14 protein-coding genes are annotated in these 20,609 nt (G+C 62.1%); 7 read left to right on the top strand and 7 right to left on the bottom strand.

The window, feature by feature from the left end:
* Positions 1–121 precede the first annotated feature (121 nt).
* Positions 122–601: an Lrp/AsnC family transcriptional regulator gene (locus tag ACQR1W_RS08375; RefSeq protein ID WP_008971207.1), complete on the bottom strand. Its 480-nt coding sequence runs from the start codon at positions 599–601 to the stop codon at positions 122–124.
* Positions 602–890: 289 nt separating this feature from the next.
* On the opposite strand from ACQR1W_RS08375, the gene trxB reads away from it, so the two are divergent.
* The 3 genes from trxB to dapA all read left to right on the top strand — a co-directional run bounded on the left by trxB (position 891) and on the right by dapA (position 4,151).
* The gene (trxB, locus tag ACQR1W_RS08370) at positions 891–1,856 is read left to right on the top strand and encodes a thioredoxin-disulfide reductase (RefSeq protein ID WP_434850316.1); all 966 of its coding nucleotides are present in this window, start codon (positions 891–893) and stop codon (positions 1,854–1,856) included.
* A 7-nt stretch (positions 1,857–1,863) separates the two neighbouring features.
* Entirely contained in the window at positions 1,864–2,787 is a 924-nt protein-coding gene (locus ACQR1W_RS08365) for a LysR family transcriptional regulator (RefSeq protein WP_008971205.1), read from the top strand.
* A gap of 446 nt (positions 2,788–3,233) precedes the next feature.
* On the top strand, positions 3,234–4,151 hold the full coding sequence (dapA, locus tag ACQR1W_RS08360; RefSeq protein WP_434850315.1) for a 4-hydroxy-tetrahydrodipicolinate synthase: 918 nt from the start codon (positions 3,234–3,236) through the stop codon (positions 4,149–4,151).
* Between the two features lie 399 nt (positions 4,152–4,550).
* On the opposite strand, the gene ACQR1W_RS08355 is transcribed toward dapA, so the two are convergent.
* The 5 genes from ACQR1W_RS08355 to ACQR1W_RS08335 all read right to left on the bottom strand — a co-directional run bounded on the left by ACQR1W_RS08355 (position 4,551) and on the right by ACQR1W_RS08335 (position 10,790).
* A complete protein-coding gene (locus tag ACQR1W_RS08355) occupies positions 4,551–5,228 on the bottom strand; it encodes a ParA family protein (protein ID WP_008971203.1) in 678 nt (225 codons plus the stop codon).
* Between the two features lie 214 nt (positions 5,229–5,442).
* Positions 5,443–6,552, bottom strand: coding sequence for a hypothetical protein (locus ACQR1W_RS08350; protein ID WP_434850314.1), 1,110 nt, complete (start codon positions 6,550–6,552; stop codon positions 5,443–5,445).
* On the bottom strand, positions 6,552–7,235 hold the full coding sequence (locus ACQR1W_RS08345; protein WP_434850313.1) for a 5-bromo-4-chloroindolyl phosphate hydrolysis family protein: 684 nt from the start codon (positions 7,233–7,235) through the stop codon (positions 6,552–6,554). Before ACQR1W_RS08345 ends, ACQR1W_RS08350 begins: the two co-directional genes overlap by 1 nt.
* A gap of 196 nt (positions 7,236–7,431) precedes the next feature.
* Positions 7,432–9,087, bottom strand: a complete 1,656-nt coding sequence (locus tag ACQR1W_RS08340) for a substrate-binding domain-containing protein (protein ID WP_434850463.1) — start codon at positions 9,085–9,087, stop codon at positions 7,432–7,434.
* 644 nt (positions 9,088–9,731) lie between these two features.
* Positions 9,732–10,790 carry a toxic anion resistance protein gene (locus ACQR1W_RS08335; protein ID WP_434850312.1) on the bottom strand — a complete coding sequence of 353 codons (1,059 nt, stop codon included), beginning with the start codon at positions 10,788–10,790 and terminating at the stop codon, positions 9,732–9,734.
* Between the two features lie 1,202 nt (positions 10,791–11,992).
* Between ACQR1W_RS08335 and ACQR1W_RS08330 the strand changes: the two genes are divergently transcribed.
* Both ACQR1W_RS08330 and ACQR1W_RS08325 read left to right on the top strand, forming a co-directional pair.
* On the top strand, positions 11,993–13,756 hold the full coding sequence (locus tag ACQR1W_RS08330) for an AIPR family protein (RefSeq protein WP_434850311.1): 1,764 nt from the start codon (positions 11,993–11,995) through the stop codon (positions 13,754–13,756).
* 1,693 nt (positions 13,757–15,449) lie between these two features.
* On the top strand, positions 15,450–16,577 hold the full coding sequence (locus ACQR1W_RS08325; RefSeq protein WP_434850310.1) for a DUF937 domain-containing protein: 1,128 nt from the start codon (positions 15,450–15,452) through the stop codon (positions 16,575–16,577).
* A 123-nt stretch (positions 16,578–16,700) separates the two neighbouring features.
* Here ACQR1W_RS08325 and ACQR1W_RS08320 read toward each other — a convergent pair whose 3' ends face one another.
* On the bottom strand, positions 16,701–17,936 hold the full coding sequence (locus ACQR1W_RS08320) for an ABC transporter substrate-binding protein (RefSeq protein ID WP_434850309.1): 1,236 nt from the start codon (positions 17,934–17,936) through the stop codon (positions 16,701–16,703).
* 425 nt (positions 17,937–18,361) lie between these two features.
* Here ACQR1W_RS08320 and ACQR1W_RS08315 point away from each other — a divergent pair, with 425 nt between their 5' ends.
* Together ACQR1W_RS08315 and ACQR1W_RS08310 are read left to right on the top strand one after the other, a co-directional pair.
* Entirely contained in the window at positions 18,362–19,405 is a 1,044-nt protein-coding gene (locus tag ACQR1W_RS08315) for an esterase (RefSeq protein WP_434850308.1), read from the top strand.
* Between the two features lie 353 nt (positions 19,406–19,758).
* On the top strand, positions 19,759–20,586 hold the full coding sequence (locus ACQR1W_RS08310) for a response regulator (protein ID WP_008974219.1): 828 nt from the start codon (positions 19,759–19,761) through the stop codon (positions 20,584–20,586).
* The last annotated feature ends 23 nt before the right edge of the window (positions 20,587–20,609 follow it).

Genomic DNA, 20,609 nt, shown 5'->3' with positions numbered 1-20,609 from the left:
GGCGATGCGCCAGCATCGAACCTCAGATGCGCGTTTGCGCATGGGGCAATCCCGAGCTTGCTGACGATCTCGAGATTCCGGGTTCAGCCCCTGCGGGGCTGCCCCGGAACGACAGTCAGGGTTATCTCGGCCCTTTGACCCCGAGCGGAACCGCGGCCTCGTATTTCGAATTGTGCAGCACCAACGACGTCCTGACATTGCGGACGTGAGGTGCCGCAGTCAGATGGGTGACGAATTCCTGGAACGTCGCCATGTCGGGCGCCACGCATTTCAGGATGAAGTCGACCTCGCCCGACAGCATCCAGCATTCGCGTACCAGCGGCTCGGCGCGCACGAACTCCTCAAAGGCCTTCAGGTCGGCGTCGGCCTGGCTGGAGAGATGGACGGCCGCAAACACCGTCACGTCAAAGCCGAGCTTGCGCGGATCCAGCAGGCCCCGGTAACCGGTGATGTAGCCCTCCTCTTCCAGGGTCCGCACCCGCCGCAGGCAGGGCGGTGGCGAGATCCCGACCCGCTTGGCGAGCTCGACATTGGTGATCCGGCCGTCAGCCTGGATCTCGCTCAGGATTTTGAGATCAATCTCGTCAAGATTCTTCGACACGGGGATATGGGGTCCTGGCGGGAGCTTCAGCGGATGACCGCCGGGTCATCGGAGCGGCGGAACTGTCTTAGCCCAGGTCGGCTGGTTTGAGCAATTTTATTGCGCAGTTTTCCCGAGATGACCGGGTCGTGAAGGGAAAATTCGCTGAGATGCGTTGCAATTCTTGCATGGCTAGCCAGATGCCTTAGACTTGGATTTGACACTTTCGATGGGGGCCGCGGGGACGTGTGTCGACACATTCCGGTCGCCACCTCGCCAAAATGCCCCCGCCCAGCGAGAAATCCACCCCATGCAAGCTCCGATCCACGCCAAGGTCGTCATCATTGGTTCCGGCCCGGCCGGCTACACGGCCGCGATCTACGCAGCCCGAGCCATGCTGGAGCCAATCCTGATTCAGGGCATCCAGCCGGGCGGCCAGCTTACGATCACCACGGACGTCGAGAACTATCCTGGTTTCGCAGACGTGATCCAGGGTCCCTGGCTGATGGAGCAGATGGAGAAGCAGGCGGCGCATGTCGGCGCCCAGATCAAGACCGACTACGTCACCAAGCTGGACCTGTCGCGACGCCCGTTCCGGTTGACCTGTGATTCCGGCGACACCTATCTCGCGGAAACCGTGGTCCTCGCGACCGGCGCCCAGGCGCGCTGGCTCAACATTCCCTCCGAGGACAAGTTCAAGGGTTTCGGCGTCTCCGCCTGCGCGACCTGTGACGGCTTCTTCTATCGCGGCAAGGACGTGATCGTGGTCGGCGGGGGCAACACCGCAGTCGAGGAGGCGCTGTTCCTGACCAATTTCGCGGCATCGGTCACGGTCGTGCATCGACGCGACCATTTCCGCGCCGAGCGCATCCTGCAGGAGCGGCTGTTCAAGCATCCCAAGATCAAGGTGGTGTGGGACAGCGTGCTCGACGAAGTCTGCGGCGCCAGCGAGCCCGCCAAGGTCACCCATGTCCGGCTGAAAGACATCAAGACCGGCGCGGTAACCGAGATCAAGGCCGACGGCGTCTTCATCGCGATCGGACATGCGCCTGCGACCGACCTCGTCGCGGGCCAGGTCAAGCTAAGACCATCCGGCTATGTCGAGGTCGCCCCGAATTCGACGGCGACCTCGGTGCCCGGCCTGTTCGCAGCAGGCGACGTGGCCGACGAGACGTACCGCCAGGCGGTCACCGCGGCCGGCATGGGCTGCATGGCCGCGCTCGAGGCGGAACGCTTCCTCGCGCATGCCGCGGGCGAACGCGCAGCAGCGGAATGAATTCACGATGGCACGAACTCGCGACGGATTTACAGACATGGATTGGGACAAGCTGAAGGTGTTTCACGCAGCGGCGGAAGCTGGCAGCTTCACGCATGCCGGGGAGCAGCTTGGCCTGTCCCAATCGGCGGTGTCGCGCCAGGTCAGCGCTCTCGAACAGGAACTGGCGGTCTCGTTGTTCCACCGCCATGCGCGCGGACTGATCCTGACCGAGCAGGGCGACCTCCTATTCCGCACGGCGCATGACGTGTTCATGCAGCTGCAGGCGGCACGCGCCAAGCTGACCGACAGCCGCGAACGGCCGAGCGGCGACCTCAAGATCACGACCACGCCGGGCGTCGGCATCAACTGGCTGATCCCGCGGCTCGGCGAGTTCACCGCGCTGTATCCGGAGATCCGGATCTCGCTGATCGTCACCGACGAAGAGCTCGATCTGTCGATGCGCGAGGCCGACGTTGCGATCCGCACCCGCAAGCCGACGCAGCCCGACCTGATCCAGCGCAAGCTGTTCGCGATGGGCTTCCACGCCTATTGCTCGCCGGAATATGTGAAGCGCTTCGGCACGCCGCGGACCCTCGACGAACTCGACAATCACCGCATCATCACCCTGGCCGACGGCCAGGTCGCGCCGCATCTGCAGAACCGCAACTGGCTGGTCGAGGCTGGCCGCAACGGCTCGGGTCCACGCGAGGCCTATTTCAAGGTCAACAACATCTTGGGATTGGTGCGCGCCTGTCAGCAGGGCCTCGGCATCGCCGCGCTGCCGGACTACCTGGTCGAGGAAAACAGCCGCCTCGTTCAGCTTTTCGGCGAGTCGGATTCGATCCAGCTCGACACCTATTTTGTCTATCCCGAGGAGTTGAAGACGGTCGCGCGCGTGCAGGTGTTCCGTGACTTTGTCGTGAGCAAAGCGCAGCGCTGGCCGTCCTGATTTTGCGCATGTCTGACATGCGGCTCGCATGGGTTGCTGGGCAGCGGTAACGGGCACCATAATATCTGTGTGCTGAGCGCTCGCGTTGCGCATTTGTCCCCCTCCTCCAGTGGCGCGGGCGCTCAGGCATCCCTCTTGGAAGGTGATTGTGTCGGCCTTCATAGGCCAAACCTCCACAGCCGGGCTCATTGGGCCCGGCTATTTTTTTGGTCCGGCGTTTTTTTGCGCGCAACCAGCCGCATCGTTGACAGCGCGGCCTTTTCCAACGCATGTAGGTGCCATGTCCACATCGTCGCCTGCCAAGCTCTCGTCGAAAAAAGCTCCCCATTCGGGGAGGTGTGGACGCGCGCGCTAGATCTTCGCCGCCGCTTCGCAAAGCCCCGCCGCAAGGACGGGGTTTTTTATTGGCTCCGTCTCCCCGGCACTCAACCACAAGGAGATGGACCATGACCGACCTTCGAAACTTGCTGCACGGCCTCTGGCTGCCGCTCGTCACCCCATTCCGCGATGGCGCACTCGACGAATCGTCGCTGCGCAATCTTGTCCGCCACTATGCGGACAAGCCGATCGACGGGCTGATCCTGGCCGCAAGCTCCGGCGAAGGCCTGTTGCTGTCATGGCCGGAACGCGAGCGCCTCGTCGCAGTTGTGCACGCTGAGCTGGCTACGATCGGCCGATCCTTGCCGATCTGTTTCGGACTCGCCGGCGCGGCGACATCCGAATTGCTCGATGCCCTGGACCGGACAGCGGCCTGGCCGGTTGACGGCTATCTGGTCTCCAGCCCTTATTATCTCAGGCCGTCCCAGCGCGGACTGATCCGGCATTTCACCGCGCTGGCGGAGCACGCCGCGCATCCGATCGTCCTCTACAACATCCCCTACCGGTCCGCGGTTGCGATCGAGAACGAAACCCTGCTGCGGCTCGCCCAGCATCCCAACATTGTCGGGCTGAAGGATTGCTGCGCCAATCGCGCCCAGACCCGCGAGCTGCTGGCGAGGAGGCCGGATGGCTTTCGCGCGATGACGGGCGAGGATGCCCAGAGCTTCGATGCGCTTGACGCCGGCGCCGATGGCGCGATCCTGCTCTCGGCGCATGTCGAGACCGAAACGTTTGCGAGCGTCCAGACCCACCTCAAGGCCGGTGATCGCGATGCCGCCGCAGCGTGCTGGCAGGCGGTCGAGAACCTGACGCGGCTTTTGTTTGCCGAACCAAGCCCGGCGCCGGCCAAGTACTGGCTGGCGCGCACCGGGCTCATCGCAAGTCCTGAGCTGCGCCTGCCGATGGTGGAGGTGGGGGCCGAGCTTGCCGCCCGCCTCGATCAGGAGATGGCGGCGCGCACGACGGCCCCGGCGCGGGTGGCGTGACCAATGCCGCCGCGCCGGCTCTGCCCGGCGCGGCCGGCCGGCGAGATCTCGCCGGGTGCTGCTGGTTAATCCGAGGTAGCAGGGACGAAAAGATTTGAAGGACGGCGCAACCGGATTTTTAAAACTATTCCAATATCAAACTTGCAAAGAGCAGAACGCGGGGGCGTCGTGGCTTTGCAAGATCATGCATACCCTGGCCAGCAGGGTTTTACGCGGGAAGACATCCTTTGGGGTATCGGCATCTGGTCGGTGATTCTGACCCTGACGCCGGCGATCGCGTTTTACCTGTTGATGGTCGCATAGCCCTCAGCCGCGCCGCCGCGCGGCATCGAGGTCTGCACCATCCAACAACACAACAGGCGACAGGCCGCGCGCTGGAGGCCTGGCTTTCGCGCGAGATCAAGCCGCCTGCTTGTGCATCGTGCCGTTTGACGACACGGTGCCTCGGATCGCCTTCACCGAACGCTCGATCGCGGCCCAGAGCCTGGCGATCTCGGCCGCGGCACGGCCCTCGGCATAATATTCGCGCACGCCCTCGCCCTGTCCCAGCGCCATCAGAAGATCGGCGCGGTTGGTGATCTGGCCACCCCAGACCGGCGCCTTGAACTTGGCCAGCGCTTCGCGGGCGATGGTGACGATCGGGCTTTCAGCCTCGTCGCGACGGGCCGGCGCGCCGTTCAGCACCACGGCATAAGGCTTGCGGGCGGCGCGGCAGGTCTGGATCGTCTCCTGCACCGCGTTGACGTCGAACACACCCGGGCGCGCGGGAATGATGACCATGGTGGCATTCTTGATCGCGTCTTCGACGACGGCCGAGACGGTCGGCGGCGTATCGATCAGCACCCACTCGACGCCCTCGCGCCGGGCGGCGGCGACGATCCCGCTCACCGAGTTCACGGCGGTCTTGATCGGCGGCTCGTTGGTGCCGCGCAATTTGTGCCAGAGCGTCAGCGACCCCTGCGGATCGGCATCGATGAGCAAACAAGACTTGCTCGCCTTGATCTGCGCAGCGAGGTGAGCGGCAAGCGTGCTTTTGCCCGACCCCCCTTTACGCGATGCGAAAACAATAACGTTCATACTTTGGCCTCCAGATTGACCCCGGCCAAAAATGGATCACTGAGCTGATTCGCGGAAGATAAATTTAGTGTTTGATGTGGCGTAACTCCTGATTGCTGATTCGCATTGGTTTTTGAGTCACACCCGAGGCGAATCTTATCGTTGAGCGTGCGAATTTCGATGAGCGTCAATCGCTGATTAGGGATTGAACACGCGACTGTGAGCGCGCTGCCATTCATGCCGCGAGATGATCCAAGAGCGCCATCATGACCGGCGCATCCGGCATCGGCAGCACCGCGTCGATCCGATCGATCAGCCGCGCCTCCAGCAGCGGGTTCTTCGCTTTGCCGATGGTGCCGAGCGGGCCGCGGAAGCCGTGATCCTCCCAGGCGAGCTCGAGCACCGCCTCACTGGTGAGCGCATCGATCAGCTCGTCGGCGCCGCGCTCGACGCTGATCAAGGGATGCGCCGAGAACACCGTCGGCCGCGGATACATGATCACGGGCTTGGCGGGCGCATTGGCCTCGACCCGCTTCCAGCGGTCCGGATCCTGCAACACCCATTCGACCAGCTGGTTCTCATAGCCGACGATCAAAGGCTGAGCGCCGGCGCCACCGGCGATGTAATCGTCGAACAGCTTGCCCGATGACGGCGGCTTGAAACCCATCCGTTTAAATACGGTGCCGACATCGCCGTCGATACGGGGAAGCGTATCGAGCCCGATCACGTCGCCGCTCAACAGGCTCGCGGCAAGGCCAGCGAACATGAATCCGGAATTGGAGCGGTTGGGATCGGTGGACACGATGCGGGCGCGGCCGAACAGATCGGCCACGCCGATCTGGGCCCAGCCGTCGCCGGCGATGATCGCCTTCAACAGCTTCAACAGATCGACCGTATAGCGCGGGCCGCCGGCGGGCTCGGCAAACCCCGCCTTCACCAAGCCGTCGGCAATGCGATCCCAGGAATACAGCACGATCGGCGAATTGAAGATCACCTGGTCGCGTGAGATCTTCACCCCCGATTGGCGCGCCACCTCGACCAGGACGGAGGAGGACGGCCACAGGAATTGCGGCTTCTGATCCAACAGCGCGCGCTCGCGCACCATCTCGACCGAGCCGGCGCGGCGCGCATCGAGCACGAGCCCGAAGCGCCGTTCCAGGAGGCCGCGCACGCGGCTGTTGTTGATGAAGCCTTCCTTCTCGCCGCCGGCAAAGCCGAACAGCTGCTTCGCCTTGCCGAGCGGGCCTGCGATCTCCGGATGCTGGTTGAGATAGACGTAGCCGCCGGTGGCCGCGGCGCTGGTCGCGAGCAGGCCGATCCCGAGAGCTCGGCGCGATATGGCCATCAGCCCCTCCCCTCACTCTTGTCCTGATTGGTCCCGTGCGCCGAATCGAGCGCGGGCGGGCGCGATGCCGCCGGCCCAAGATCCTCGTCGAGCGAGCTCTTCAAGAGCTTCATCTCGATGTCGAGCTTGTCGAGATCGGCATCCTCGAGATTGGTGGCATAGCGCGTGAAGGCGCTATCGAGCCGCTCGATCAGCTCGCGCGTGGCGGTCAGCCGCTGCAGATCCGGCACGGTGGTCCGTTCCAGCTCGCCATAGGCCTGCGCGATCTCGGCCGCGCGCGGCAGATAATAAGTGAGAAATCGGCGGACGCGATCGAGCCGGAGCGGGTCCTTCTCAATCGCCGCAAAGATGCGCCTGGCAATGACCGCCATGTGCCGCACGCATTCGACCACCTTGCGGTCGCGAATCTGCGCTGCCGCCTGGTCCAGCCGCGCGGCTTGCGGCGCGGCCTCGGTCAGGAGCTCGCGGGCGAACGTCACCTTGCCGCGCGCCACACCGCTGGCATCGAGCAGCGGAAAGGCTTCGCGCGGCGCAAGCGCGGCAACGGCCCCACCCCCGGCCGCCACGCCGATGATGCAGGCGAGCCAGAACGGCATGCTCAGGCCGATCGCGAGCGCCGGAACGACCACCGCCGCAACCACCCCGCCTACGATCCAGCCGGTTTCAGAGCTTGCCGCGGGCATCTAGAACACCGTTTCCAACGTATCGGTCCTATTGATGCGGAAAATGGTGGCCTCCCCCCGCTGTCATCGTCCGCGAAAGCGGACGATCCAGTACGCCGTGACGTTTCGGCTCGATCTCTTCTGCCGCGGAGTACTGGATGCTCCGCCTGCGCGGAGCATGACAGCGGTGGAGATGGCAAGAGCTCAACCCAGGCATCTAATTATATCCACGCACCGCGCGGAAGGCGTCGGTGAGATTCTTGGTGCCATCGAATACCCTGCCGCCGGTCAGCTTGGCCAGTGCATCGAGCTGAGTGCGATCGGCCTCGTCGCCGAAGGTCACGCCGAACACCGGCACCCGGCCGCCATCCGCCCGCCAGGGCTGCTCGAAGGTGGAGCGCGAGCCCTGGCTCTTGCCGTCGGTCATGATCACGATCGCCGCCAGATGCGAGCCGGCATCCAGCGTCGGCTTCATGGCCGCCAGCGCCCGCGCGCCGCAGGTGTAGAAATCAGTGCCGCCGCCGGCATGCAGCGTCAGGGTCTCCTTGAGCAGCGCCGCCTGCTCCTGATCGTTGCCGCTCGCGCTCGTCACCCATTGCACGTGGTCGCTGAACGGCAGCACGATGATCTCGTCCTGCTTCGACCATTGCACCAGCATTTCCCTGGTGCGCGCCGGCGTCAGCAGGAAGCGCATGGCGTCCAGAAGCTGGGTCTCGCCATGGCCCTGCATGCTGCCGGAGAGATCGAGACAGAGCGCGGTCAAGGACGGCCGCCGCAGCGCCTCCTGATAAGTATTGAGCGCGACCTGGATCACCTTGGGCTCGGGCGGGCGCACCACCGTCACCGGTCGCGACGGATCGAGATTGGTCGCGGGATCGCCCTGAAGCAGCGCGGCGCGTCCGAGCTCGACGCGGCGGCCGGTCTTGGCGATGCGCGCCTGGGTCTCCGGCTTGAGCAGGAACTCCTGGAGCTCGCTGAAGAACGCCTCGACCTCCTTGCCGCGGCCGCGGTCGACGAAGCCGAGCGGCGAATCGGCGACCGAGACGCCGTCCTGCGGATAGATCGCATAGAGCTGCTCGAAGCCGTCGGCCTTGAGCTTGTCGTTGGTCTCCTTGATGACGGCCTCGTAGTTCCACATCGCCTGATAGTGCGCGCCGTTGCGCTCGCCTTCGCGATAGAGATCGGCAAGCCAGCCGCTGGAACCGGCCGAACGCTCGACCCCGCGCAACAACGCCCGCACCGTGGAGACGACGCCTTCGCGTTCGAGATCGCCGGCCTCGATCAGATCGGGCTTGCCGATCGCCGAGGCCAGCATGGCAAGATAAGCCGACGCGCCGGAATTGGACTGCGTCGCCGAGGTCATCAGGAATTTCAGCCGGCCGGCCTCGACCGCTGCCAGGATATCCCTGGTCGTGACCTTGGCGCCGATCCAGCCGAGCTCTTCCGCTTTCGACCGGCGCACACCGAGGATGACAGGCATCTGGGTGATCGACTTGATCGACTTCACCCGGCGGCCGGTGTCGAACATGTCGATCCAGATCGAGGCCGCCGGCCAGACCGCATCGGCCTTCGGATCGCTGCCCGGCTTGAGCGACAGCGCGATATCGAGCGAGCCTTGATAATGCATGTCGCAGGTTGCCCCGCGCGAATGGCAAAACTCCTGCACTGACGGCTCCAGCACGTCGTTCTCGGAGCCGGAGAGAATGGTGAATTGCGGCCCGGACTGCCCGCAGGCGGCGAGCCAGAGCGTGAGGGACAAGATTGCCAGCGGACGCGCGGCTAGCTCCGCCGTCGTCCCGGCGAACGCCGGGACCCATAACCACCGGCCTTGGTTGTCGTGCGCGGGATCGGCCGCGTGCCCATTCCCTGGCATCACGCGGTATGGGTCCCGGCGTTCGCCGGGACGACACCGCGTGTGACGCGCTTTCGTTGGGAGACCATGACCCACTGAGGTCCGGAGATGATGACCCACGCCCGCTGGCAGAGCGCGAGACAAACCAAGCGATAACTCGCTCAGCGCCCGCAGGACTAGCTCCGCTGTCGTCCCCGCGAAAGCGGGGACCCATAACCACAGGCCTTGGTTATTGTGCGCGGTAGCAGCCGCGTGCTCATTCCCAGGCATCACGCGGTATGGGTCCCGGCGTTCGCCGGGACGACACTGCGTGTGACGCACTTTCGTTGGGAGACCATGACCCACTGAGGTCCGGAGATGATGACCCACGCCCGCTGACAGAGCGCGAGACAAACCAAGCGATAACCTACCCTGCGCCCGCAGGACTAGCTCCGCTGTCGTCCCCGCGAAAGCGGGGACCCATAACCACAGGCCTTGGTTATTGTGCGCGGTATCGGCCGTGTGCCCATTCCCTGGCATCACGCGGTATGGGTCCCGGCGTTCGCCGGGACGACACCGTTTATGACGCGCTTTCTTCAGGAGACGACGACCCATTGCCCCGTTCAGAGCGAGGTGAGTCAGACGAAGCGATAGCCCACTCAGCGCGCGCCACATGGCCGCAACTCTCATACCGGGGCCTTCGACAAGGCCGCCCTCAGCTCGGCGGTCTGCTGCGACATCCGCTGCTCGATATCCTCGCGCTTCTTGCGGCCTTGCTGCTGCGTGGTCAGCACGCCGGCGATGGTGTCGATCAGGTCGCGATTGGTCTTTTCCAGCGTCTCGATATCGACGATGCCGCGCTGCGACTGCTGCTCGATCTGGATCGCCTGCGTCTTCATCATCTCGGAGGCCTGGCGCATCATCTGATTGGTGGCATCCGTCACCGTCTTCTGCAATTCGAGCGCCGACTTCTGCCGCTGCAGGCCGAGCAGCAGGATCATCTTCTGCTTCCAGACCGGAATCGTCAGCTCGGTCGTCGCCTGCAGGTTTTCGATCAGGGTCTCGTCGCCCGACTGCACGATGCGGATCTGCGGCAATTGCTGGATGCCGACCTGCCGCGCCTGCTGCAGATAAAAGACGCGCTTTTCGAGCCGGTCGAGCGCCTGCACCGCGTCCTGATAGGTCTGCGCCGCCATCAGCGCGTCGCTACCCTCGGCCGGCGCCTTCGCCGCGCGTTCCAGCTCGGCCAGCGGCCCGCGCCGGTAGCCGTTGACGAAGTCCTTGCCGGCGGCGATGTGCGCGTCGAGCTGGGTGAGCGCCGATTTGGTCTGCTCATGCAGATCGTCGAGCAGAGCGATGTCGCGCCGGAGCGTCTCCTTGTTGCGGTCGAGGTCGACGCAGATGCGGTCGATCTGCGAGGCAACATCGTCGAAGGCTTCAGCGAAGCGGCGCAGGCGCGCCTCCGCCGACGAGAACAGGCGGGTGAGAAACCCGGCATCCTTCAGCGCGGCGGGGTCGAGCCCGCGCGCCTTGGCCAGGATGTCGGACAACAGCTTGCCGGTGTTGCCGAGCTCGCGGTTCTGGGTCTGCGCCAGGATGCGGTCGGCGAACTCGACCACCGAGCGCTGGGCGCGATCGCCGAAGGTGACGATGCGGGAGCGGTCGGAAATATCGATCTCGGAACGGATGCGGGCGACCACGGACTGGTCGGCTTGAACCGTCGGCAGGTTGACGGTCTCGGACATGAGCACCTCGGGAACGGGGTCACAGCGACCCGACGAAAGGGATGGTGAGCATAGAGGCGCATTTCAATGGTTCGATGACGGCGGGACCGGAACCAAATGCGACGCATGTTCAGGCACATGGAGAGTGCGACCATCGGCCGCCGGGTTCGGAGCCAGCGATAGCTCCGGCAGGGCGGACCATTGATTGGTCGCTCTGCCGGCCGACCGGTTCATCGTCCAGCATTGCAACGCTGACGACGTTGAGAGGCGAAAAGACGCGGGTCCATGCTCTCCCGGGCCATGCCAGCCCAACGCCCTGCGTGTTACAAATCCTGAAATTTTATAGCGCCTGAGGTGAGATCTGTTCATCGCCACTCTGCCCGGATGACACAGGCGCGCGCCCGCGGTCTCGCGGCATCCGACGCCCGAGTTTGGCTGCAACGTGCCCTCATCAGATGAGCGAGGGCGCAGGGAATGCCGGGTGAAGGCCTCACCCATGGCCCGCCTGCAACAAAAAAGCAGGCGGCAGTCACCACAGGATCAGCCGAACATCCGGCATTCCCTGCGCGATGGGCTTACGGCTTATACGTGATCTCCCCGGGGACCGGCTTGATTGCCCCCGTCGGTCGCGAGATGCGTCAACATCTCCGAGCTTAGCGCCAGCACCGGGGCGCCAGGACCACACGACTTCACCGTCCGCAACTCATCAGTCGTCGCGCAAAAGCGCCTGACAAGCCGCGGCCACCGCATCCCCGCCCCACGTATCGTGACGATCGCGCGTACGCCCCTTCGCATCGAGGCGGGATGGCATGGATGAAACCACTGATTTGGGGATGAAGTCAAGGTAATTTCTGTTATTCCGAATTATTGCTGGGCTTTGGTCAGCACCCCGTAACTCCGTGTGACGGAGAAGCTAATGTCTTTGCCATAGCGCATAGTCCAGCTGTTCGCGCGCCGTTGCTTTGCGTAACGGTTGCCTCAATAGGCTTGCTAAAGAAACGCGGCCACGCAATTTGGACGTGCTTGTCTTCCTGGTATTTGATGTGTTTGTCGCTGAAAATGACAACGTCATCATCCCCACGAACCAGCAGACTCACGCATCCTCGCCCGCTGGACAGCCCGCACTTAGCCCAGGCTCTCGGCGCCGATCAGAATCCGACCACTGCCGGAAGTTGCAATTGTATGCTGAACGCCGATAATATTTCAAACTGGGAGAACTTCTAATGCCTATAACCGAGCAATCCATTGATCAAGCGTATTCTGACCTGAGGCGAACCTGCGGCGGTCAACGGAACGATTATTTTGGTCTTTTGTACTTGATGCAAGAATTTGGGGTCGAGCGGGACGTCGCGCTTGAGCAGGTAGCGTTTGGAGGCAATGACTACGGGGTAGACAGCTTCCACTTCGATCCCGCGAAGCGGAATTTCTACCTTTTTCAGTTCAAGTGGTCGTCTTCCTACGAACAATTCAAACCGTCGTTTAAGCGGTTGACCGATTTCGGGATGGAAAGAATTTTCGGCGCCCACACTCAGGATCAGCATCAAAATCAGTTACTGCTACAGATGAAAAGCTGCATCCTCGAAAACGAAGCAATTATCGATCGTGTCTACATTCACTTCGTGTTTACTGGTGATCCGGCTGACGCTGAACGTAGTCAAGTTCTAGACAAGCTGCGCGAGGATCTGGAAAACAAGAAGTACCTCATCGACCAGAGGTTCGGACGAGCAGTCACTCTGGTGATCGAGTTTCGCTCAGCGCGGACGCGCAAGGTCGGTTCAGCCGCCCACTTACGAAAAACACATAGCTACCCGATCGAGTTAGAGGAAACTATATCCCGTGAAGGGCCGGCCGGTGAAACCATGACAGTTGGTTTTATACGGCTCGCCGACTTGCACGCGATGTACAGAGAGATGGGTGAGCGCTTTTTCGAGCGGAATATTCGCGCCGCTCTGCCGGAAGATGAGGCCGTAAATCGCTCGATACAACAGTCGATAAAAAGGATTGTAATAGACGGCAAGGAAAGCGCGCGCGTTTTCGCCTTCAATCACAACGGAGTTACGCTCTTTGCCGAGCACCTCGATATTCAGAACGGAGGATTCAAAGTCACGGAGCCTCGGCTACTAAATGGAGCACAAACCGTTACAACATTTGGACGCTTCATAAAGGCAAATGAAGGCAATAAGAATTTGGCGGAAGGCGCAACGGACGATTTACGCGTCATGTGTCGCATCATCACCAACGCGACTCCTGATTTCGTCACCAAGGTTACAATCAATAACAATCGACAAAATCCGGTGGATCCGTGGAATCTTCATGCAAATGATTTCATCCAGCTGGAGTTGCAGGATCGGTTCCGCGATGAGTTGGGCATTTACTATGAGCGACAAGAAAAAGCATTCACAAACCTAAGCGACGAACAGCTTGAAGAACAAGGAATTACGGAGCACAGGGCGATCGAACTGACGAAGCTTGCGCGCACCTTCCTCACCGTAGACGGGGACATCGATAAGCTGACTCGGTTCAGAGAGGTATTCGAGGACGACCGCATCTACAATCAGGTGTTCAGCGAAAGCCGTCTTAAGGCCGACCTACGAAAGGTCATGCTCTGCTACAAGGTCCAGTTTCGGCTGGGGCGTCTCAGCGACGCTATTGTCGACAAGGGCGCCAACAAGTATGCCTACGTTCTTCGCTCTCGCAATCTGCTTTGGGCACTCCTGTGCCAGGCGATTCTCAATGATCAGAAACTGGAGGATCGCGCTGAGAAATTTGGCAAGGGACTTAGTCTTGAAGCGCAGTATACAGACTGGCTCTCGACGCTTGCTACAACGCGCTGCCGTTTTATCCTCGCCGATCTGGTGGCTGACAAGGCGTACGCAGGAAAAGCTGCCGAAGGAAATTTTGGTTTCATGCGAAGCAATGCGGCCTACGGCCGAGCGATGGAAATCGCCTATAAGCGCTGGCGTTGGGTTCAGAAGCAACCGAGATAGCCGACAGATGACAGTCTTTGCGTCGTCAACAATGCGGAGCGTGCTGGCGACCATTGTCTCTTCCGCCGCCACCATAGATCGGTGATCATGGGATCACTGTGAGCCTGGGATTCCGAAGCTCGCCAAAGGCACCTGTGAAGAGCGCGTAAGAGCGGATCAGCGAAGCGTGATCCGCCACTTCAATTGTGCCGTGCTCATTTGGGGGCGCCTCGTTTCAGACAAATCATGCTCGTGAGGCGCCGGCCGCCGTCGTCTATCTTGAATGGCGGATTACGCCGCCGCGAGTCCGCCCTACGGCCCTGAAAATCAGAATCTTCATCAACTTCGCCGCGCGACAGGCGTTTGCCCATCCGATCCAGCATTGGCGAGCCAAGGCACGTTCCACAGGTAGTTCACAAAGGCTTGCGGAGATGCTTGTATCTTACGATTGCGGTAAAGAATTTTGATGAAATGAAGGTATATGATAATGAATATTGCCTTGGCGTTCTTGTTTGTCAGTTGGTCAGCGGTGGCTGATAATGTTCGTGTAGATCTCGCCTACGTCGACTCCGATCGCTCTATCGAAGAAGGCGGCAATGCTGCTATCACTCAGGTCCAATCTGGCCCAGGGATCAATGGGCCTTGCACGCAGTACATGGCCGTCGGGGTGGGCTGCTCATGCAATCATGGCGTTATGCGAGGCCGAAACGCCTTGAGACCGGGCTGGCACTTGGATGAACGAATGCACGCCATCAGAGATGGCTGGCACGCGACCTACTTCAAAGGGACGCATAACGCTGTGTGCTATCGAGATTCATGATCCACAGCAATCTCAATTGTGCATTCGCGGCAAGCCGGCGTCTTCTCCGTGGGGTCAGCCCTTGGCTTGGTAATGGTGGGCTGGCGATGCGGGTGATAGAAGTTCCCCCGATCGGGCGTCGAAAGCGCTCGGCCCTTGAAGGTGTTTATAGGTGGGAACCAGGGTCTAATACGGATTGATTGGCCGCGCCTGCCGCGCTCTAAGTCGGCCGGGGGGAGCACTCAAAACACGGAGCTGTTTCGTGGGTTCCTTAATCGACGACGCGCTAATGCTGACCATCTTCTGCTCTGCAGCCTACCTTGTCATCGTGATCATGAGCGCCGCCGTAAGCGCAATTCTCGGTAACGCCCTCACTGCCTGCAGGCGTGCTTGGCAGGGCCTGAGCCTACGGCTGAGTTGAGGCGGGAGCGCCGGCAACGCACCCTTGCGCGGGTCTGCGCTTCCAACTCTGCCGACCGGAACGGCAGCGTGTAGGGCGGATCGGCGCAGCGTGATCCGCTGCTTCAATTGTGCCAAGCTTATTGGTGGAACGAATGGGTCGTACGACGCTTCAAACGCTCGCAGGTAGATTCGTTCAAAATGCTCGTACGAGCGGATCTACCGGCGTCGAACTTGAAAATGGCGGATTACGCTGACGCTCATCCGCCCTACGGGCCTGAAGCTTTGAAACACAGAACCACGTCGGCCATCGCGGATCGGACCGCAATGGCGGACCCATGGTCACATCGACGCAAATGTTCCGCACCGGAGCGCTTTGATCTGGATCAAGCCCGTCGAACGGTCTATGAACTTCAGTTCAGGCAATAGGCTGACGTTTTGAATCATGACGTCCGTCTTGTCAAACTAGCGGAGTGGGGGCGAACCAACAACCAGCAACGTAGTGGAGAGACCGCCATGGCCGTCAATCTCAGTTCAGTTGCACAGCAGCTTTTGACCCCTGACGTTATTGCGCAAATTGCATCCTTTGTTGGCATTGACCGGAACACAGCGCAGAAGGTCGCGACAGCGACGATCCCGACAATACTGGCCGGCCTATCCGATCTGGTTGGAACCTCGGCTGGCGCCAACCAACTATCAAAACTGCTGTCAGAACAGCAAGGCACCAATCCCATGGACCTGCTGCGCACCTCCGGTGCTCAGGGCCTGGCGCAAATGGGCTCGAGCATGTTGTCCGGACTGCTCGGAGGCCGAACGGTGGACACCATGGCCCAGGCGATTGGCAAATTCGCGGGAACGGGCGAAGGCGGCGGCAAGTCGTTACTCGCCTTCATCGGCCCGCTGGTCCTGGGTGCGCTCGGTCAGCAGCAGCGCAACGCGGGGCTCGATGCAACCGGATTGGCATCGCTTCTGCGCTCGCAGAAGGATCAGATCATGGCGGCGATCCCGTCGGGACTCAGCGATCAACTCAGCGCCTCGGGCCTGATCGACAAGGCGGAAGCCGGAGCGCGCGGTGGAATGGCCACGGCTGCCGCCGCAGGGAGCCGGATTGCCGGCGTCTCCGAACGGGCAAGCACTGGCGCGAGCCGGGCCGCCTTTGCCGCCAGCCGGACGCAATGGCCTTATATACTCGCCGCGGCGGTCATCCTTGGCGGAATTGCCTTGTATGCGCTTCAGGGTCCGACCGAGCAGAGGGGCACTGAGAGTGCGGCTGTCACGCGGCCGTCAGCCGGAACAGTGGGCGTGGCGTCCCCGGATTTCACCGTTGACGGGGTGAACCTGGCGAGCCAGGTCAATTCGTCCCTGGGTACACTGAAGGCTGCACTGCCAACCATCACCGATGACGCCAGCGCGCAGGCGGCCCTGCCGAAGGTCAACGATGCCATTTCACAGCTGGACGGCATCACGGCGCGGGCGGCCAAGCTTTCGCCGGACGCGCGAAGCGCGCTTGCCAAGCAGATCATCGCGGCGACGCCGGCAATCAATCAGATGTGCGACAAGGTGTTGGCGACGCCGGCCGGCGCGGTCGCAAAGCCCGCGATCGACAATCTTCGGGCCAAGCTCGACGAGCTGGCCAAAGTCTGACACGTCACGTGCAACGGCTCGCGCCACGCTTTCAATAGCGCGATTGCAGGAGCGGATCAGCAAAGCATGATCCGCCCTTCAATCGATGCGTCGTCACCGAATTTCCGGCCGCTGACACCGAGATCAGTCGGCGACAATCGGCCCGAATGGCCCCCATCGATCGCCCGTGAAGCGCATCATTCGGAACTCCTTGACGACACGATAGTCGGTCGGGCCGGTGTTGACGGAGAGCCCCGGGAGCAGCAGATCAAGCTTCACGTTTTTCAGGCCCGTCGCTTGCGCCATGACATTCTCGCGCGAGAGATTGTCGCCGCATCGCTTCAAGACCTGCACCAACAGCTCGGCTGCGCTATAGCCATAGACCGTGAAGATGCTTTTCCGGTCGCCTCCCGGATAATAGCCGTCCATGAAGGCGCTCCATCGCTTCACGCCTTCGTCATCACGCCAGGTGGGGTCGTCAGCCTCCTTCAACGAACTCGCCGAGATGATGCCCTTTGCGTTCTCGATGCCGGCAGGGCTCAGGACCGCGTCGATCGAGGACGAGCCGACGCCAAGAAGGTGAACGGGCTTCCAGTCAAGCTCCGCCATCTTTCGGATGACCTGGGCGGCGAATTTCGAGGCCGCCATGTTGACGAGGACGTCGACGCCGGCCGCCTTGAGGCGCACGACCTGCGAGTCGACGGTCGGGTCCGACACATCGTATGAAACGTCACTGACGATGAGGTCGCCCGCCCTTGCGCCGAGCGCTTCCTTTAACCCTGTCAGATAATCCTTGCCGCTCTCATCGTTTTGATAGAGCAGGCCGATCCTGGCATTCGGATAGTTGTCCAGGATGAAGCGCGCGTAGACGCGAATCTCCGTGCGCAGATTGGGCGCAAATCCCATCGTCCAGGGAAAGTTGATCGGATCCTCGAAACGCGTCGCCCGCCCGGCCACGAACAGCTGAGGAATCTTGCGGTCATTGAGATATTTCTGAACCGCGATGTTCGAGGCATTGCCGAGCGTCTGGAATGTGAACAACACCTCGTCGCTCTCGATGAGTTTGCGGACCTGCTCGACGGTCTTGGACGGCGCCGCCGCATCGTCATAGGAAATCAGCGTGATCTTGCGTCCATTGACGCCGCCATGATCATTGATCATGCGGAAATAGGCTGCCTGCACCTTGCCGATCACTGAGGATGCCGAGAGCGGACCGCTATAGGGCATCGTCTGGCCGATCTTGATTTCGGTGTTACTCGCGCCTTGACCATATTGACGGTCACCCGATTGACGATCTCCTGCAAGCAAAGGGGTCGTGACGAAAAGTCCGGCAGCAAGGATTGCCGCCCTGGTCGCATTTGTGCGCAAGCTCCTGCTCATTGCTGGAACCCTCATCGCTGGAACGGAGCTCGCAAATCCGGGCGCCGCCACGACATGCATGCTCCTTCGCCGGCTGGAGAGCGAACTCATCACGCAGCCCGCACGAAAGCTGTTCGGCAGGATTGGATCAGAGCGGAGAAGCCCTGTCCAAGGAGCTCCGCCCGCGGTGGGTTGGGAAATTTTCCCGATGTGGCGGCGACATTCGGCGCAAACCAATGTCGAGATTCCGGGCTCAAGGGACTGCGGCCTTGCCCCGGAATGACAGTGATTATGCGACAGCAAAATCAGCTGTCTCGGCGCGCAAGCCCCGGGCGATAGCAGAATCGACGACGCGCTGCAGGCGATGTACAACACATATCGATAAGCAGGCCGGCTCCCCGTCGGCTAAGATGGCAAAGCGCCCCAACGATAAGAAAGAACAGACCATGCGCACCGTGCTGCTCGCCACCAGCCTCTGCACCATCGCACTCACCGCATCCGCACTTGCAGCCTCAGCACAGACCGCGCGGCCCGAGCCCGGGCCGCTGACCATCGCGCGGCAGGGCAGCTTCTTTGTCGGCGGGCGCGAGGTGAAGTCCGACACGCTGTCGACACTGCCGGCCTATGCGCCATCGGGCACGATCACGGTCGACCAGATGTACGTGCGCTATCAGGTGCCGACCGGGACGCTCGGCGTTCCCATCACCCTGATTCACGGCTGCTGCCTCACCGGCAAGACCTGGGAAACCACTCCTGACGGCCGCATGGGATGGGACGAATATTTCGTCCGGCACGGACACCCGACCTATGTCATCGACCAGGTGTGGCGCGGGCGGTCGGCGGCCGATCCGTCGGCGATCAACGCGGTCCGCACCGGGAAAGCGCCTGTCGACAAGTTGCCGACGGTGTTTTCCGCAGGCCACGAGGGCGCGTGGGCGATCTTCCGGTTCGGCAAGGACTATCCGCAGACCATGCCCGGGATGCGCTTTCCGCTCGCGGCGCAGGCGGAGTTCTGGAAGCAGATGGTGCCCGACAGCCTCAACAGCCTGCCGACGCCCAATCCGACCGTGCCGGCGTTGTCGGAGCTGGCGCAAAAGATCGGCGGCACCGTGCTGATGAGCCATTCGCAGTCCGGCATCTATCCGTTCCAGACCGCAGGCCTGAACCGCAAAGGCATCGCCGGCATTGTCGCGATCGAGCCGGGCGCCTGCCCCGAGCCGACTGCCGACATGACACCCTATGCCGGCCTGCCGATCCTGGTGTTGTGGGGCGATTACGTCGACGAGTTTCCGCGCTGGGCGCCGCGCCTGAAGAACTGCCGCGCCTTCGTTGCCGCAGCCAACGCGGCCGGCGCCAAGGCCGAGCTGCTGGTGCTTCCGGACATCGGCATCAAGGGCAACACCCACATGCTGATGCAGGACGACAACAGCCTCGACATCGCCGACATCCTGATCGACTGGATCGGCAAGCACGTCGCGACCACGGAGTGAGGCGATCAACTCGCATCGCGGCTCCGCTTTGAGCAGCAAACATGCTGGAAGCAGTACGTTACTTGCCAAAGCCTTGCGAAAACGTCGATCCGGCCAGTTGAACCTGTCGCCGGACTCATGCTTTGCTCATTCGGGCGGCAACGTTCACGATAGCGCCTGCACATCCGAAAGTTGCAGGCTCGCGACGCCCCGCAACCAGCCGTTCGCTCAACCCGGGCGGGAGTGTGCAAAACCGTTTCTGGATTCAACTTTTTCGTTACAGCGGTAACAAGACCCCTACGCTCTCCGAAAATTGTGCTGCAGCGCACAGATATCCTCCCGTATACCAGTACCGGGGGCGACGGAGATACTTTATGAGTGATAGGACCGAAGGTCCGGTGAACGGCCCGAGTCCCGACAGCCAGGGCGATGGCCAGGGGGGCGCGATCGTCGCCCAACTGACACCGTCCGCGCACCAGGATCGGCGGGTTCCGCTTTGCCTGGTTGTCGAGGATGACAGCACCATGCGCCACCTCGTGACCAGCTATCTCGAGGATCACGATATCAGGGCCGTTTCGGCGGCGCGGCGGGAGGAGGTGGCGGGCCTGCTGACGCGCACCCACCCTGACCTGGTCGTGCTCGACCTGCGGCTGGGGCAGGAGGATGGGCTCGATCTCCTGCGCGAGATTCGCGCCACCTCGGACGTACCCGTCATCATCGCCACCGGCCATCGCCGCGACGAGATCGACCGCGTGGTCGGGCTGGAGCTGGGCGCGGATGATTACATCACCAAGCCGTTCGGCCTGCGCGAGCTGCTGGCGCGGATCCGCGCGGTGCTGAGGCGCCGCGAGGCCGGCCAGGCTGCGGCCCAGCGCGAAATCGAAAAGGGACGTTGCCGCTTCGGCAGCTGGCAGCTCGACCGCAGGAACCGCCGCCTGACGGATCTGCAGGGCGAACCGGTGGCGCTCAGCAAGGGCGAATACGCTTTGCTGATCGCATTTCTCAACGCACCGCAACGGCCGCTGTCCCGCGAGCACCTGCTGCAGGCGACGCGCGTCCATGAGGACGTGTTCGACCGCAGCATCGATGTCCAGGTGCTGCGGCTGCGCCGCAAGCTGGAAACCGATCCGAGCGCGCCGTCGATCATTCGAACCGAACGCGGCGTCGGCTACGTCTTCACGCTCCCCGTCGAGCCGCTCTGATGGCCGACCCGCCATCAACGCGC

This window comes from Bradyrhizobium sp. HKCCYLS1011, assembly GCF_051167795.1.
In the GTDB taxonomy this organism is placed as follows: Bacteria; Pseudomonadota; Alphaproteobacteria; order Rhizobiales; family Xanthobacteraceae; genus Bradyrhizobium.
Note: the sequence above shows the minus strand (reverse complement) of the source record. Positions and strands in the feature narration are given on the sequence as shown.

Bases quoted from the DNA above. Each gene is read 5' to 3' on its own strand.
- trxB (WP_434850316.1), top strand. From the start codon at position 891: ATGCAAGCTCCGATCCACGCCAAGGTCGTCATCATTGGTTCCGGCCCG.
- ACQR1W_RS08365 (WP_008971205.1), top strand. From the start codon at position 1,864: ATGGCACGAACTCGCGACGGATTTACAGACATGGATTGGGACAAGCTG.
- dapA (WP_434850315.1), top strand. From the start codon at position 3,234: ATGACCGACCTTCGAAACTTGCTGCACGGCCTCTGGCTGCCGCTCGTC.
- ACQR1W_RS08355 (WP_008971203.1), bottom strand. From the start codon at position 5,228: ATGAACGTTATTGTTTTCGCATCGCGTAAAGGGGGGTCGGGCAAAAGC.
- ACQR1W_RS08350 (WP_434850314.1), bottom strand. From the start codon at position 6,552: ATGGCCATATCGCGCCGAGCTCTCGGGATCGGCCTGCTCGCGACCAGC.
- ACQR1W_RS08345 (WP_434850313.1), bottom strand. From the start codon at position 7,235: ATGCCCGCGGCAAGCTCTGAAACCGGCTGGATCGTAGGCGGGGTGGTT.
- ACQR1W_RS08340 (WP_434850463.1), bottom strand. From the start codon at position 9,087: ATGCCAGGGAATGGGCACGCGGCCGATCCCGCGCACGACAACCAAGGC.
- ACQR1W_RS08335 (WP_434850312.1), bottom strand. From the start codon at position 10,790: ATGTCCGAGACCGTCAACCTGCCGACGGTTCAAGCCGACCAGTCCGTG.
- ACQR1W_RS08330 (WP_434850311.1), top strand. From the start codon at position 11,993: ATGCCTATAACCGAGCAATCCATTGATCAAGCGTATTCTGACCTGAGG.
- ACQR1W_RS08325 (WP_434850310.1), top strand. From the start codon at position 15,450: ATGGCCGTCAATCTCAGTTCAGTTGCACAGCAGCTTTTGACCCCTGAC.
- ACQR1W_RS08320 (WP_434850309.1), bottom strand. From the start codon at position 17,936: ATGAGCAGGAGCTTGCGCACAAATGCGACCAGGGCGGCAATCCTTGCT.
- ACQR1W_RS08315 (WP_434850308.1), top strand. From the start codon at position 18,362: ATGCGCACCGTGCTGCTCGCCACCAGCCTCTGCACCATCGCACTCACC.
- ACQR1W_RS08310 (WP_008974219.1), top strand. From the start codon at position 19,759: ATGAGTGATAGGACCGAAGGTCCGGTGAACGGCCCGAGTCCCGACAGC.